Genomic DNA, 14,554 nt, shown 5'->3' on the forward strand with positions numbered 1-14,554 from the left:
TCGCGACGTACTCGAGCCGACGACAGCCAGTCGCTCGTCCAGTGGTCGAGCGACAGCGTGTCGCTACTGCCGGTCATTGTCACTGCACACTCGGAACCCATCGACCCAGACTTCAAAACCAGTGTCTCGCGGTGCCCTGTGACTACTCGAGACTGACGAGGTACTCGAGCATGTCGTCGAGTGGCGTGTTCGTGACGGCAAGCGAGTAGCCGTCGATCCGCGCGAGGTCGGCTGCGTGATCCCAGAGATCGGCTTCCTCGATGCCATGCAGGATGACCGCGTTAGGCGTCGGATTGACGACTCGCAGCGCCACGAGCGGCGACTCTCCACGGGTCACGCCGGTGAACACGAGCACGCGGTTCGTGCTCTGGCCGTAGAGGCGGAAGAACTCCTCACTCGAGAGGCGCGTGATCGCCTCGATGCTGTCGATGACGGTGTGACCGCTGACGCGATCGGTGCCGCTCGAGGCCACTTCGGTCGCCTCGAGGTCGTCGTACAGTCGTGCGAGGGGGATCGAAGTGGCGTACTCTCGGAGGTCGTAGACGACATCGCTCTCGAAGCCCGCCGAGAGGACCCGACCGTACTGCCGGATGCGCTCGCCGCCGCGTCGTTCGTCGATCGCGAGCAGTCCAGAGACGAGTCGCCCGACGACGCCGATGCCGGGGCTCTCTCGGCGGCCACTCTCGTAGTCGGAGATCACCGACGACGAGACGTCGAGTTCTGCCGCGAGGTCGGTCTGTGAGATGTCGAAGTCGGTGCGCCATTTGCGCAGCGTCGCGCCGGGGTCGTCGCTCAGCGTGATTTCGCCGGCAATCTTCTCCGCGAGCTCCCGTTTCGGTCCACGCCCGCTCATACCCGTCGGTCATCCGGTCGACTCAAGTAGCTACCGGAGACCGGTTGGGATTTCGCACCCGCCGACACGGTGACCGATCGCCCGGCGGTATCACCCGCCGGAGCACTGACGTATTTGTGTCTAGTGTTCGAACACGACGTATGGACGAGCGTCCGATCGGGGTGGCTGGTTCCGACGAGCGATGAGGGGATACTATCTTCGGTACGTTCAGGTCCTCCTTCGGTTCTTTCCCCTCGCGATCGCGTTTCTCAGGGATCGTCGGCGGTTTCTGTTGGTCGGACCGCCCCGGCAGGTCTCGACCGCAGTCCACCGCGATCGTGCCCAGCGGCTTACCGAAACGATGCTGGATCTCGGGCCGGCGTTCATCAAAGTCGGGCAGGTACTGTCGACACGACCGGACATCGTCCCGCCGACGTACGTCGAGGAGTTCGCGACGCTCCAAGACGAGGTGCCAGAAGGGGCAGGTGGTGACCCGCTGACCGTCGTCGACGCCGAACTCGGCGACGAGATCGACCGCGAGACGCTCGAGCCGGTCGCCGGCGGCTCGCTGGCGTTCGTCTACACCGCCGCATACGATGGCGAGCGGATCGCCCTGAAGGTCCGGCGGCCCGGAATCGGTGCGGTGATCGAACGCGACCTGCGGGTCATCAGGGGGTTCGTTCCGCTACTCTTGCTGATCGCCGACGAGCGCCAGCGCTACTCGATCGAGAACCTCGCCGGCGACTTCGAGGACATCATCCTCGAGGAACTCGACTTCGCCCGCGAGGCGTCGATCATGGCGGAGATCGACGACAACTTCGCAGACAACGACCGGATCGTCGTCCCGGAAACCTACCCCGATCTGTGTTCGGAGCGTGTCGTCGCGATGGAGTACATCGAGGGCAGGAAGATCACCGACGAGCGCGCGCTGGCCGAGGTCGGCATCGAACCCACCGAGATGGCGACGCTGATCGCCCGCACCTACCTGAAGATGGGACTCGTCGACGGCGTCTTCCACGCGGACCCCCATCCCGGTAATCTCTCGGTGACCGATGACGGCCGGCTCGTCATCTACGATTACGGGATGAGCCAGCGGCTCACGGACAAAGAGCAAGCCGACATCACCGCGCTCTATCGAACCCTCGTCCGTCGCGACGTCGACGGTCTCCTGAACACGCTCATCGCGCTCGAGGTGCTCGATCCGTCGGTCGATCGGGTCCAGGTCCGGCGGGTGCTCGAGCTGGTTATCGAGAGCCTCGAGGGCCGTTCGGAGATCACGTGGCGACAGATCATCACCGAACTGTTCGCGCGGCTCCACGAGTTCCCGTTTCGCATCCCGCCGAACGTGATGTTGCTCATGCGCGTCGGTACGGTCGGTGAGGGCGTCTGTCGCACACTCGACCCCGAGTTCGATTTTCTCGAGGTCACGCGCTCGTTTCTCGTCGACTACGGCTTTCTCGAGAGCGAACTCGAGACGCTGCTGTCGGACGTACGCGGCGATCTGCGCGAGTCACTGCCCGTCCTCGCGCGGGCCCCGGCCCGCTTTGACACCGTCTTCGGCCAGCTCGAGCGCGGTGACCTCGTCGTTAAAACCGATCCAGCCGAGTCGACCCGTGGCGGTGATCCGGCGGTCGGCTACGCTATCCTCGCCGGGTCGCTGTTCGTCGCCGCCTCCGTGTTGACTCTCCACGAGGGATCGCTCGCGATCGCGGTCGGGCTGTTCGGGCTCCTCGTTCTCGGACAGTACGTCCGTAAGCGACACCATCGCTGAATTGCAGACGCCAGCTCTCGGTCACGTGTCGCCGCCCCAAACAGTCAAGCCCTCACAGTTCGAGTCGGGGAACTGTGCCATCGACCGTCGTCCACGTCGCGTTCGCCGGCCTGCTCGGGGCTGCGTTGCTCGCCGACGCGTTCGATACCCGCGCGATTCTGGTCGTGATGGGCTCGAGCGCGCTCCTCGATCTCGATACGCTGCTCGGAATCGTCATGCTCGGAACGCATCGGGCGGCGTTACACAACATCTGGATCGTCCTCGTTCCCGCTGCCGTCTTGCTGTGGGACGGCGCGATCCGCGAGGAGTCGCTTGTCCGCAGGCGATGGGGCGACGCCGCCCCGCGCGTCGCGTGGGTTACGCTGGCGGCGCTGCTGTTCGCACACATCCTGTTCGACGCCTTCTTCAACGGGGTCAACCTCTTCTGGCCGCTTCACGACCGCTTTTACGACCTCTCCGGAACACTGCTCGTGACCGACCAGCGCGGGCTCGTCCAGACGTTCGTCGAACTCGACGCCGGCGACGTCGCCGCATCGACGGCTCGCGGCACGACCGAGAACACACACTATCGGACGGGGTTCGATCCAACCCGCGGTGAGCCCGCGGGTGGCGTCGAGCGGATCTTCCCCATCGCGGCGACCGGTGAGCGGTTCGTCCTCACTGTTGCTGGCTTCGCGGCGGTCCTCGTCCGCATCGTCGAAAACCGATAACCGGCGTGCGACCGCCAGCTGTCAGCGCTACCGTTTTGTAAGTGGTGTGCCAAGTGCGCGTATGATCGCGTCTGCTGGCGCGCGGACGACTGTGTCGGTCTCGCCGCCGAGCGCCGTCTCTCGCTCTGTCGAATCGGATGGTCGAAGCCAGCGGCTCGAGCACGGAATACGGCTCGCGACCGACCCAGCGATGGTATCGGGACGTATACGACCGACGGTGATCGGACGATGGTAGACCTCGCCTTCTCGTTCGGGCGGCTCCTCTTTGCCCTCTTTCTGGTCTTTCTCAACGGCTTTTTCGTCGCTGCGGAGTTCGCGTACGTCCGCATCCGATCGACACAGATCGAAACGCTCGTCGAGGAAGGCCGCTCGTCAGCGAAGCTCGTTCAAGAAGCCGAGGAGAACCTGGACGACTACCTCGCGACCACTCAGCTCGGAATTACGATCGCCTCGCTGGGGCTTGGCTGGGTCGGCGAACCGGCCATCGCCTCGCTGCTCGAGCCCGTGCTCGGCTCGCTCCTTCCCGCGGGCTCGATCCATCTAGTTTCGATCGCGATCGGGTTCAGCGTCATCACCTTCCTGCACGTCGTCTTCGGGGAACTCGCACCGAAGACGCTGGCTATCGCGGATGCCGAGCGGATCGCACTGCTCGTCGCCGCGCCGATGAAGTTCTTCTACTACATCTTCATCCCGGGGATCGTCGTCTTCAACGGCACGGCGAACTTCTTTACGCGGCTGATCGGCGTTGCGCCGGCCTCCGAGCGCGACGAAAGTCACAGTCAAGAGGAGATCATCCGCATCGTCTCGCAGTCGGGCGAGCAGGGGGCCGTCGACATGGACGAAGTCGAGATGATCGAGGCGATCTTCGAGTTGGGCGAGACGCCCGCCCGCGAGGTGATGGTTCCCCGGCCCGACGTCGTCACCGTCGGCGCCGACCTGCCGCTTTCGGAGCTGCGAGCCGTCGCCTCGAGCGGGAGCTACACTCGCTTCCCCGTCGTCGACGAGGACGCCGACGAGCCGGTGGTCGGATTCGTTCACGCGAAAGACGTACTCCACGCGATCGAAACGACGGCACACACTGGCGGCCCGTCGGACGGCGAACCCACCGCGCGAGACCTCGCTCGAGACGTGATCTTCGTCCCGGAAACTCGCCGAGTCGACGAAGTCCTGTCTGAGTTTCGCCGGCAGAACGTTCAGTTGGCCGTCGTCATCGACGAATGGGGTGCGTTCGAAGGCATCCTGACGATCGAAGACGTCATCGAGGTCGTCGTCGGCGAGATTCAAGACGAGTTCGACGTTGCCGAACTCGAGCCCTCGATCGACGATCTCGGGGACGACCGATACGCGATCGACGGCGGCGTTTCGCTGGCAGAGGTAAACGACACGCTCGAGACGGACTTCGAGAGCGAGGCGTTCGACACCATCGGTGGGCTGGTGTTGAGTCGCCTCGGTCGTGCCCCCGACGTCGGCGATACGATCGAGGTCGACGGCTACGAGGTTGCCGTCGAGGACGTGGAAGGAACGCGCATCTCGAGCGTCCTCGCCAGCCGCCCCGTCCCTGAGACCGAGGATCAGTCCGACTGATACGGACTCCTGTCGGTCAGTGCCGGTGGGACCGCGACCGCCCTGCGGGCCCACCGAGACATCGGTACAACAGATCGTATAAGCCGCCCACCGTCGTCTCGAACTGCTGGCGCAGTACGTTGAAATCGATGACTGTCTCCGAATATGTCTGATCTCACATGTTATGTGGTCGGAGACGGACTGGTCCTGATATGGATCGCCGGACGTTCATCACGACCACCGGACTTGGAATGGGCCTTGCAGGCTGTCTGAACACAGCTCGCAACGAATCGGGCGATACGACCGAACCGACCAACGAGACCGACTCCATGGATTCCGAACACGATTCGGCGACGAGCACCGACGAAACCGGGACTGGCAATGACAGTTCTTCCACCGAACCCACCGCGACGACCGACGGGACGAAACTGGACGTGACCTTCGACTCCTGTGGGCGAGCGACAGTGTCCGGCACGTTCGACGCTGGCGACGTCGCCTTCGCGAGCACGGGGTTTTATCAGGATGGACTCTACGGCGATACCCTTCTCGAGGATGGCGTCGTCTTCGGAGAGGACGTCACAGCCCCGTTTTCTGGAACGATTGTCTTCGAGATCGCTGAGGAGTCGAACGTCCGGGAGCACGATAGCGAGATCGTTATCGAAATTCCGGACTACGGCAGCGGCGGGACCGTCATCTCGTCACTGACCACCCGACAGGCGGATTACGAGCGGGTCATCCCGACACACGAAAATCCCGACGTAAGCGACTGTCTCAGCGAGTTCGCACCAGACGGACCTGATGGCGCGTCGGGATAACCGCGCATATGCTGCATAACGGCCTTTCATCGCCTTTACTGGCCTTTGAGCGTCTCATGGACAGCGAATATAGCTCCTATACAGCTGCTATAGTTGCTGCGGTTCACACAATCCATAATACCTATACTTCGCCTCTCGATGGTGGATAATAGTGAGTGACCGCAAGACGACGATACGGGTTGCAGAAAGTACGAAGGAGCGTCTGAAAGAACGAGGAGAGATGGGAAACGACGACGCGCTCACCCACGTGCTTGACCGGCTCGAAAAACTCGAACACGAAGTCGACGATGAGTAACGAAATGCGGGAGTTCGAGGATATTGCCCCTACCTCGGCGCTCGAGACGGGCATCCCGTTCCAAAAGATCAATCGGCTTGCTGAACTCGAGGCCTACAACAAACACCACTATCGCCCGACCAACTACCAGCACAAGTGGTGGGCGCGCAGACTCGGGAGCGTTTTCCGCACGTTGAACATCGCCGCGCTCAGTAGTCCAAGCACTACTGCCGACGAAATCTGGGAGAACGTAACCGACACCTGTAACTTCGAAGACGCTGTCGTGTTTGACCCCTTTATGGGCGGTGGGACGACCGGTCAAGAAGCAACACGCGTCGGTGCGAAATTCGTTGGATCCGACCTGAACCCCGTAGCTTGGTTCATCACGCGAATGGGGCTCGCACCACAAACGAGTCTGCTGGAAACGTACTTCCGCCAGGTGATGAATCGCTCTCGCGACGAAATCCGCCCGTACTATCGTACTCGCTGCCCGTCGTGTGGCGACGACGCCGGCGCACAGTTTTACCTCTGGGTACGTCTCGTCACCGACGGCGAACAGACAGTGCGAAAGTACGATACGCTGGTTGTCGATCACGACCGGAACGGCGGCGCCACGGTTGTCTGTCCGGAGTGTCACGGACTCAGTGAAGTCGACGATCCTGCCAACGCAGTTTGCGGGGAGTGCGAGCACTCGTTCGATGCCACCCGAGAAGACGTCCATGTCCCTGTTGATACTCCGAGCGTGGTGTTCAACGGCGGTGAGCGTCCGGCATACGAACCATACGCGGTGAAATATCACTGCAAAGACTGTGAAGAGAGTGCGTTCCGGACGTTCGGAGAATACGACATCGAACGCCTCAAAGCAGCTCGAGAGCGCTTTCGGGAGCGAGCGGAGTCACTGCCGCTTCCCGACCAGAAGATACCGGAAGGCGGTGAGAAGACTCGTGACCTGCACAACCGGAATTACACCGAATGGACGCAGCTGTTCAACGCTCGGCAACTGCTCGCGCTCGGAACGCTCCTCACCAACATCAAAGACGTTGATGACGACCTTTCCCGGCACTACCTCACGCTGACGTTCTCTGCGACGCTCGAGTTCAACAACATGTTCTGCTCCTACAAAGGTGCAGATCCGCGTGGACCGGGTGCGGTTCGGCACATCTTTAGCCACCATGCGTATGTCCATCCCGGTGAGCCGCTCGAGAACAACCCGCTCGGAACGAAAGGGCGACAGAGCGGAACGTTCCGGTATCTCTACGAGTATCGTCTGAAGAAGGCCCTCGACTACCAGCACAATCCCATCGAACGTGTATTGAACGACGATGGGACGGTAAAAGAGAAGAAGTCCATCAGCGGGGAGCAGATCGGTGGACGGCCAGCTGATTCTGTCTCGGAACTACTGGAGGGGGATAAGACTCACTACCTCAATTGTGGCGATAGCGCCGCTCTCCCATTCGTAGACGAACTCTCCGGTGAAGTTGATGCGGTCATTACCGATCCACCGTACTACGACTCGGTTCAGTACAGTGAGCTTGCCGATTTCTTCTACGTCTGGCAGAAGCAGAGTCTTGAGCAAGACTTCCCGGAGATTTTCTCACGCGACTCTGTCGTGTCCGACGCGGAAGCAGTCGGGAATCGGACACGTGAGAAGTCACTTGACGATTACCGACGACTCCTCCAGAACGTCTTCGAGTCCTCGTTCGACGTGCTGAAAGCGGATGGCCCGCTTGCATTTACGTTCCACCACAAACAGCCCAAAGCCTGGGGCGCTGTTCTCGAAGCGATTGACGGGGCAGGGTTCCGCGTCGTGACGACGTATCCTGTTCGTGGTGAGAATCGCCTTAGCGTACATATCAAAGGGCAGCGAGCCGTGCTGCTCGATAGCGTGATTGTGTGTCGCAAAGACCACAAGAAACCGGAGGGCGACTGGAGTGAAATCTACAATACAATCGAGGCGGTGACGCGTGACCGTATTCGGACGTTCCACGAGTCTGATGACGACGACCTCTCCCGGTTGGACGCCTCTGTCGTGGCGTACGGTACCTGCATGACTGAATACTCGAAATACGAGAGCATCACTGACGACGATGGCGACGAGGTGAGCGAGCGTGATGCGATGGCGAACATCCAACCACTGATTGACGAACTCAACGACGAAGCGTTCTAACGCCGCTTCAACTCTTATACCGAACACCAGTCAGTACAGACTCGAGCGCATCTCAACGGCGTCACCGCTGGTGCCAGCGTCTCGAGTCCGACCGCGGTCTGGCCCGTGTTGGCCGACACTCTTACTCGGCGCTGTCGAACACGAGTTCCTAACGGCGTTCACGGGAAAGACGGTCTTCGAGGCTGTTCGCGAACTCCTCGAGCGCCGGTGCCTTCGACGCACCGATGGCCGCTTCCATCGCCTCGTACGTCGTTGGGAATATCTGGTTCAGCTCCAATCGGTACTGCGGGGTGTCCTCGACGTAGTCGTACACGAACCAGTAGAACGTGGCTTCGTCTTCCGGGACGCGGTCGATGCGCTGTACGAACTGTGAATTCTCGAACGCAATCGTCTGTACAATCGCCCCGAGAGGCTTGCCCCACGCTTCGGTGACCTCGATTTTCTCCTCGATCTGCGGGAGGAGGCGCTTGTCGATACAGCTGCGGTAATCCATCTGCCGGGCGTCTTTTGGAGGGAGTGGCGGTTTTCCCTCGTTAATATCGTCCATGTACTCATTGAACTCGGGACGAATGCTGTCCCCTGAGAAGTATGAGGATTGGATTTCTATCGCTGCGAAGTCCTTGATGTCACCATCGTCGTGCACGACGGGGATGAGATCGACACGACCCGTGTTTCCAAGGCTCCGTTCTTCCAGCACGTGGAAGGAGTACTCCGTGTTGGGGAAGAGATAATCTTTCAGGTCCTGGTAGACCTTCGTCGATTTGAATCGGTCAGGACAGGTGATGACGGCGTGTCCGTCCGGCGATGATGCACTGCAGACGCCGAGTGGTCGTGTCATTCCGTGTTCGTCGTCTTTGCTCGTCGACTTCGTACAGCCGTACCCCAGGTATTCACAGGGACTCGACCAGATGTCACTGCCAGATTTCGTTTCTAGTACGCGCTCGTACCGGTCATCGACCCGTTCTTCGGAATGATAGGTATAGGCCTCGCGGAATAAGGGAGAATCCTGACTATCTGCCATAGCATACCCTACTATGGACGGCCCATAAATCCCAACGAGTTGATGGCTTGCCGGCGTCGAGAGAACCTTCGCATTTCGATTCGAGGAACGCTGCCGCACGAGAGTACCAACAGAAACGAGTGACACACTGATCGCACAACTATCGTGCGATCGGCTGTGCATGACGTTCTTGGTGGTCGCCTCCCGCGAGGAACGTGATACCGACCGCGTCGTTTCGAACGCCGCCAACCTCGTCGCGGTACGCGGTAACGTGGAGACGGTCGTTACGGTGGCGACATATGTGGAAGACCACGGGTGCGCACCGTTCGACGCACTTCACCTCGTTGAGTCGAATGGAGAGACCATCGACTCAAGCGACGAGACGTACGAGGACGTCACATCATGTTTGGACCTGAAGACGGTCGACGAGCACGAGGAGTGAGGCTCCGCAACCACTAAACGCGGCTCACCCTTACCACGATGCAATGAGCGACTGGACGGAGAAGTACCGCCCGACGACGCTGTCGGAGGTACGCGGCAACAACAAAGCCCGCGACAAACTCGAGGAGTGGGCCGAAACCTGGGACGAGCACCGGAAGTCGGTGATCGTCCACGGCAGCCCCGGTGTCGGGAAGACCTCCGCCGCCCACGCGCTGGCCGGTGACATGGGCTGGCCAGTGATGGAACTCAACGCCAGCGACAGTCGGGGGGCGGACGTCATCGAGCGGATCGCCGGCGAGGCCGCCAAAAGCGGCACGTTGACTGGCGGCGAAGCGGGCCGCCGACTGGTGATCTTAGACGAGGCAGACAACTTCCACGGTAACGCCGACTACGGCGGCTCGCGGGAGGTGACCCGCGTCGTCAAGGACGCCAATCAGCCGATCGTACTCGTGGCAAACGAGTTCTACGACATGAGCCAGTCGCTGCGCAACGCCTGCGAGACGATCGAGTTTCGCGACGTCTCGAAGCGCTCGATCGTGCCCGTCCTGCGGGACATCTGTCGGCGCGAAGGCGTCGAGTTCGAGGAGGAAGCCTTAGCGAAGATCGCCGAGTCGACCAGCGGCGACCTGCGCTCGGCAGTCAACGACCTGCAGGCGGTCGCCGAGGAGACCGAACGGCTGACCGTCGAAGACGTAGTCACGAGCGAGCGCGACACCACCGAGGGGATCTTCGACTTCCTCGACGACCTGATCAAGGAGAAAGACGCCGAAGGTGCGCTGCGTGCCTCATACGACGTCGACGAGACCCCCGACGAGCTGTTGAACTGGATCGAGGACAACGTCCCGAAGGATTACGCCGGCGCTGAACTGGCCGATGCCTACGAGTTCCTCTCGAACGCCGATCGCTGGTTGGGCCGTGTGCGGGCCACACAGGACTACTCGTACTGGCGGTACGCGACGGACAACATGACCGCCGGCGTCGCCGCCTCCAGACGCGGCAGCAAGGGCGGCTGGACCCGCTATAACCCACCGAGCTACTGGTCGAAGCTCGGTCGCACCAAGGGAACCCGGAACACCCGCGATGCGATCGCCGAACGCATCGCCGAGCGCGAAGGCGCAAGCGTCGCCACCGTCCGCCGCGAGATCCTCCCGTTCCTCTCGGCGATGACACACCACTGCCGAAATCGAGACCTGACCGTCCGGATGGCGGCAGCCTACGACCTCGACGAAGCTGAGGTCTCGTTTATCACTGGCAGCGGAAAAGACACCAACAAGGTCGAGTCGATCGTCGCGGACGCCGACGAACTGAAAACCGAGCAGGCGGTCGAACACTCGGGCAATGCCTTCTTCGAGGCCGAGGCCTCGAGCGAGGACACGACCGAGCAACGCGAGAGTGACGCCGAGGGAGAGCAGACGCAGGCGGGCTCGGCGGCTGCCGACTCAGCGGCAACCGACGAACCGGACGGCGACCAATCCGGCCTGAGCGACTTTATGTAGGCTAGTGGCCTCACTGCGACCGTTGAGCGTCGCTCAGGGGCTGATCGGCATGTTCAATTCGCTACAGAGTGCTAGGATATCTTACTGATCGACACTATTACGTCGATGAACGGTGAGAGTGGCTGTTGGTGACCGCCCGAATGACAGAACCACGTCGCTGCCCGCTTTGTACGGAAACGTACACCGACCGAACCGACCTCCGGGTTCACCTCGAGGTCGAACATCGGAAGTCCGAAGTAGTGTCACATCTCGTCGACGGCCACGTCGAGGATAGGCCACTACCATCGGAGAGCGAGCAGTCGACAGTCGACGAAGAGCGGCCAGCGCCGTCGGCCTGAGGGTGTAATTAGCTGCTTTCTACCGGCAGTAACTCACGGAACGCCGGCGACAGTGCATCCCCGACGCCACTAGCCATCTGACGCGGATCCGAAGGAGCATTGTCAGCCAGCGGCGGCACTGTCTCGACTTCGTAGCCGGTCATGCGCTCGAGTTCGGTGGGGTTGGTCCGTTCGGCGACCGTCTCGCCGGCGTACTCGTTGCAGACGATGCCGACGATGTCGATTCCGCGGGCCTCGAGTGCGTCGATCGAAAGCGCGGTGTGGTTGAGCGTTCCCAGTCCCGATCGCGTGACGACGACCGCCGTGGCCTCGAGGTCGGCGACAAGGTCGATCACCTCGCGGTCGCCGGCCAGTGGCACCCGCAAGCCGCCGATCCCCTCGACGAGCGGAACCGGCGTTGCGTCGATTTCGCGCTCGCAGGCGGTCCGGATCGTCTCGTACGTGAGTGATTCGTCGGCGACCTCGGCTGCGACCCGCGGGGCCAGCGCCGGCCCGAGATAGCGGGGACAGGTCGCAGCGTCGGGATCCTCACAGGCCGTGGCGACGAATTCCGCATCGTCGTCGGGCGGATGGCCCGTCTGGGCCGGCTTGATCGCTCGCGCGTCGTGGCCGGCCTCGCGAAGCGCGCGCGTGAGTCCGGCCGTGATGACCGTCTTCCCGACGCCGGTTCCGGTGCCGACGACGGCGATCGGCTGGGTCGCACTCACAGGATCCCGACCTCCTTACCCGCGGCGCGGAACGCCTCGAGACAGGCGATGACGTCGTCCTGATCGTGCGTTGCCATCGGGACGACGCGAATCCGACTGGTTCCCTCGGGAACCGTCGGCGGTCGAATCGCCGGCGCGACGACGTCCCGTTCGCGGATCCCGTCTGCGAGCGCGAGTGCGTCCTGTCGGTCGCCGATGACCACGGGCAGGATCTGGGAGTTGCCCCACACCTCGAAGCCCATCGTCTCGAGGCCATCACGGAGGTGGGCGACGTTCTCCCAGAGACGATCACGGACGTCGCTGTGACGGGCGATATGCAACGCCTCGCTCGCAGCGGCGGCCGCCGTCGGCGCAAGTCCCGTCGAGAAGACGAACGAACGTGCGTCGTTGATCAAACACTCGATCAGTTCGGTACTGCCGGCGACGTAACCGCCCTGACTGGCCAGCGCCTTCGAGAGCGTGCCCATCTGGATCTGAACCCGGTCCTCGAGTCCTTCGGCCTGAACGACTCCGCCGCCGTTCGCGTAGAGGCCGGTCGCGTGGGCCTCGTCGACCATTACCCACGCGCCGTACTCCTCGGCGGCGTCACAGATCGCCGCGAGCGGGGCGACGGTGCCGTCCATGCTGAACACCGAGTCGGTGACGATCAGCAAGGATTCGTCGGCTGGCGCTCTGCCGTCTTGTCTCGTCTGCTCGGCGCGTTCCGCGAGCTTCGATCGCAGACTCGCCGCGTCACAGTGATCGTAGACGACGGTCTCGGCGTCGGCGAGCCGACAGCCGTCGATGATGCTCGCGTGATTGAGTTCGTCGGAGAAGACGACATCCGGCTCGAGCGCCGTGATCGTCCCGACGTTCGCGGCGTAGCCCGACGAAAAGGCCAGCGCGCGCTCGGTTCCTTTCGTCTCGGCGAGCAGCCGCTCTAGGTCCCGGTGGACCATCGTGTCGCCCGTGACGAGCCGGCTCGCGCCGGCTCCCGTGCCCACGGTCGCGGCAGCCTGCCGTGCGGCGTCTTGGACCCGCTGGTCGTCCGTCAGCCCTAGATAGTTGTTCGAGGCAAACACAAGCGCCTCCGCCGAATCGAGCACGGGCAGGTCGCCGCCCGAGGGCTCGGCGAAGTAGCCGCGCTCGGCGACCCGATCGACGGGCGAAAGCGAGCGTTTCAAGTCGTGTTCCTCGAGAGTCTCGAGTCGCTTCTCGAGGTCGAACCCACGGTCGGCCATTCGGCTAAACGGACTCAGCGCCACGGTTTGACTCTCACGATTCGGATCGATCGGCGGGTTCGGCTCGGTTCGGTCGGCTCATCGCCGGGACGCAACGATTTCGTGCCATCGTGTGTATTCATCTCATAGAAAGGGCGAAGAAGCTCGTCCCGCTGTCGTCAGAAGCCGGGCATCAATTCGGCGGGGCCGAAGACGCCGTACTCACCGGCACGGTTCCGTCGCACGCCGGCTTTCAGATAGCCCAGCGCGGGCCCGTTGACGTTCGCTTCCATGCTCGTCTCATCGCCGAGCTGGAAGGTGTTCGTCGCGGTCTCGCCGTCGAATGTCCGGCCAGTAACACGCACTGTGGTCGTCGTCGGCTTCTCGTCGTTGTACACGTCGAGGATGCCGCCGACCGTGACGTCCTCGGCGTCGCAGATGCCCGCACGCTCGAGTAACACGTCGTCTGCGTGTTCCATGTCTTCGAACTCGATGACGCCATTGTGGTCGTCGATGATTTCTTCGATCTCGTCTTCGGAGAGGTCGCGCGCGGTCTCGATGTCGTACTCGGGGAGGTGAGCGATGTCCTCGCGGACGGTGCCGCGGTTGTCCTCGTAGCCGGATTTGAGGCCGACGCCCCAGTGGATGTCGACGTCGGTGACCTCGACGAACGACTGGGCAGCGAGTGCCGCCGCGCCGGTCAGCAGGCCGGGCGTCGCGCCCGCGCCACAGATGAAGGTGATGCCGGCGTCCTCGAACGCCTCGCGGCGGTCGTCGAGCATGTCAATCACGCGCGAGCGTTTGAGCACGTCGATCATGACCCCGGAGTAGTCTCCCTCGATGAACCGCTCGGCGGTCCGTGGGATGAAGTCGTGTTCGTAGTTGGGCAGCGCGAGCAGGACGGCGTCGATCTGGTCACCGTGGTCGATGATGTCCTGGATCGAATCCTCGCTGGGACGGGCCTGCTCGGAGGCGACGACACCGAGCTCTTCGCCGTGTTGTTTGACGCCGCCTTCGGCGGTCGCGGCGTCCGCTCCGCCGTCAGTTGCAACCTCGTTATCAATGTTGCCCTCGGTTGCCTCGAGCAGTTCGTCGACGTCGAGACCGTCGAAATCGATCGCGACCCCGTGGCGGTCACACGCCGCGACGGGTGTCAGGGCGTCTTTGTGCTGGCTCACTTCGAGTGCTCGTCGGCCGATACCACCGGTTCCGAGTACCGCAAACGTAACTTCGTCCATGAT

13 protein-coding genes and 1 pseudogene are annotated in these 14,554 nt (G+C 62.3%); 9 read left to right on the plus strand and 5 right to left on the minus strand.

Annotated elements, in window-relative coordinates; translation table 11 throughout:
* Nucleotides 1-142: 142 nt before the first annotated feature.
* A complete protein-coding gene (locus tag ACERI1_RS10600; protein ID WP_373618116.1) occupies nt 143-853 on the minus strand; it encodes a helix-turn-helix domain-containing protein in 711 nt (236 codons plus the stop codon).
* Nucleotides 854-1,034: 181 nt separating this feature from the next.
* Between ACERI1_RS10600 and ACERI1_RS10605 the strand changes: the two genes are divergently transcribed.
* From ACERI1_RS10605 to ACERI1_RS10630, 6 genes are all read left to right on the plus strand, one after another.
* Nucleotides 1,035-2,603, plus strand: a complete 1,569-nt coding sequence (locus ACERI1_RS10605; protein WP_373618117.1) for an ABC1 kinase family protein — start codon at nt 1,035-1,037, stop codon at nt 2,601-2,603.
* 74 nt (nt 2,604-2,677) lie between these two features.
* Nucleotides 2,678-3,313 (plus strand): metal-dependent hydrolase, encoded by a 636-nt coding sequence (locus ACERI1_RS10610; protein ID WP_373618118.1) that lies wholly within the window; start codon nt 2,678-2,680, stop codon nt 3,311-3,313.
* 228 nt (nt 3,314-3,541) lie between these two features.
* On the plus strand, nt 3,542-4,897 hold the full coding sequence (locus ACERI1_RS10615) for a hemolysin family protein (protein ID WP_373618119.1): 1,356 nt from the start codon (nt 3,542-3,544) through the stop codon (nt 4,895-4,897).
* A gap of 191 nt (nt 4,898-5,088) precedes the next feature.
* A complete protein-coding gene (locus tag ACERI1_RS10620; protein WP_373618120.1) occupies nt 5,089-5,691 on the plus strand; it encodes a hypothetical protein in 603 nt (200 codons plus the stop codon).
* Between the two features lie 151 nt (nt 5,692-5,842).
* Nucleotides 5,843-5,986: a hypothetical protein gene (locus ACERI1_RS10625; protein WP_373618121.1), complete on the plus strand. Its 144-nt coding sequence runs from the start codon at nt 5,843-5,845 to the stop codon at nt 5,984-5,986.
* Nucleotides 5,979-8,132 carry a hypothetical protein gene (locus ACERI1_RS10630; protein ID WP_373618123.1) on the plus strand — a complete coding sequence of 718 codons (2,154 nt, stop codon included), beginning with the start codon at nt 5,979-5,981 and terminating at the stop codon, nt 8,130-8,132. Before ACERI1_RS10625 ends, ACERI1_RS10630 begins: the two co-directional genes overlap by 8 nt.
* 148 nt (nt 8,133-8,280) lie before the next feature.
* Here ACERI1_RS10630 and ACERI1_RS10635 read toward each other — a convergent pair whose 3' ends face one another.
* Nucleotides 8,281-9,153 carry a NotI family restriction endonuclease gene (locus ACERI1_RS10635; RefSeq protein WP_373618124.1) on the minus strand — a complete coding sequence of 291 codons (873 nt, stop codon included), beginning with the start codon at nt 9,151-9,153 and terminating at the stop codon, nt 8,281-8,283.
* 169 nt (nt 9,154-9,322) lie between these two features.
* Between ACERI1_RS10635 and ACERI1_RS10640 the strand changes: the two are divergent.
* The 3 genes and pseudogenes from ACERI1_RS10640 to ACERI1_RS10650 all read left to right on the plus strand — a co-directional run.
* Nucleotides 9,323-9,574, plus strand: a pseudogene (locus ACERI1_RS10640) (hypothetical protein); the annotation flags it as partial.
* 43 nt (nt 9,575-9,617) lie between these two features.
* Nucleotides 9,618-11,069, plus strand: coding sequence for a replication factor C large subunit (locus ACERI1_RS10645; RefSeq protein WP_373618126.1), 1,452 nt, complete (start codon nt 9,618-9,620; stop codon nt 11,067-11,069).
* Nucleotides 11,070-11,209: 140 nt separating this feature from the next.
* Nucleotides 11,210-11,407, plus strand: a complete 198-nt coding sequence (locus ACERI1_RS10650; RefSeq protein ID WP_008012448.1) for a hypothetical protein — start codon at nt 11,210-11,212, stop codon at nt 11,405-11,407.
* Nucleotides 11,408-11,415: 8 nt separating this feature from the next.
* Here ACERI1_RS10650 and bioD read toward each other — a convergent pair whose 3' ends face one another.
* The 3 genes from bioD to ACERI1_RS10665 form a co-directional block, all read right to left on the minus strand.
* On the minus strand, nt 11,416-12,114 hold the full coding sequence (gene bioD, locus ACERI1_RS10655; protein ID WP_373618127.1) for a dethiobiotin synthase: 699 nt from the start codon (nt 12,112-12,114) through the stop codon (nt 11,416-11,418).
* On the minus strand, nt 12,111-13,334 hold the full coding sequence (locus ACERI1_RS10660) for an aminotransferase class I/II-fold pyridoxal phosphate-dependent enzyme (RefSeq protein ID WP_373618128.1): 1,224 nt from the start codon (nt 13,332-13,334) through the stop codon (nt 12,111-12,113). The genes bioD and ACERI1_RS10660 overlap by 4 nt, the downstream gene beginning before the upstream one ends.
* Before the next feature lie 158 nt (nt 13,335-13,492).
* Complete coding sequence (locus tag ACERI1_RS10665) at nt 13,493-14,551, minus strand: transcriptional regulator (RefSeq protein WP_373618129.1); 1,059 nt, start codon at nt 14,549-14,551, stop codon at nt 13,493-13,495.
* Nucleotides 14,552-14,554: the final 3 nt, after the last annotated feature.

Origin of the sequence: Natrinema sp. HArc-T2 (assembly GCF_041821085.1) — an archaeon.
GTDB lineage: Archaea > Halobacteriota > Halobacteria > Halobacteriales > Natrialbaceae > Natrinema.

What these genes read in the sequence shown, in the direction of transcription:
- ACERI1_RS10600 (WP_373618116.1), bottom strand. Translation starts at nt 853, where the DNA reads ATGAGCGGGCGTGGACCGAAACGGGAGCTCGCGGAGAAGATTGCCGGC.
- ACERI1_RS10605 (WP_373618117.1), top strand. Translation starts at nt 1,035, where the DNA reads ATGAGGGGATACTATCTTCGGTACGTTCAGGTCCTCCTTCGGTTCTTT.
- ACERI1_RS10615 (WP_373618119.1), top strand. Translation starts at nt 3,542, where the DNA reads ATGGTAGACCTCGCCTTCTCGTTCGGGCGGCTCCTCTTTGCCCTCTTT.
- ACERI1_RS10620 (WP_373618120.1), top strand. Translation starts at nt 5,089, where the DNA reads ATGGATCGCCGGACGTTCATCACGACCACCGGACTTGGAATGGGCCTT.
- ACERI1_RS10630 (WP_373618123.1), top strand. Translation starts at nt 5,979, where the DNA reads ATGAGTAACGAAATGCGGGAGTTCGAGGATATTGCCCCTACCTCGGCG.
- ACERI1_RS10635 (WP_373618124.1), bottom strand. Translation starts at nt 9,153, where the DNA reads ATGGCAGATAGTCAGGATTCTCCCTTATTCCGCGAGGCCTATACCTAT.
- ACERI1_RS10645 (WP_373618126.1), top strand. Translation starts at nt 9,618, where the DNA reads ATGAGCGACTGGACGGAGAAGTACCGCCCGACGACGCTGTCGGAGGTA.
- ACERI1_RS10650 (WP_008012448.1), top strand. Translation starts at nt 11,210, where the DNA reads ATGACAGAACCACGTCGCTGCCCGCTTTGTACGGAAACGTACACCGAC.
- ACERI1_RS10660 (WP_373618128.1), bottom strand. Translation starts at nt 13,334, where the DNA reads ATGGCCGACCGTGGGTTCGACCTCGAGAAGCGACTCGAGACTCTCGAG.
- ACERI1_RS10665 (WP_373618129.1), bottom strand. Translation starts at nt 14,551, where the DNA reads ATGGACGAAGTTACGTTTGCGGTACTCGGAACCGGTGGTATCGGCCGA.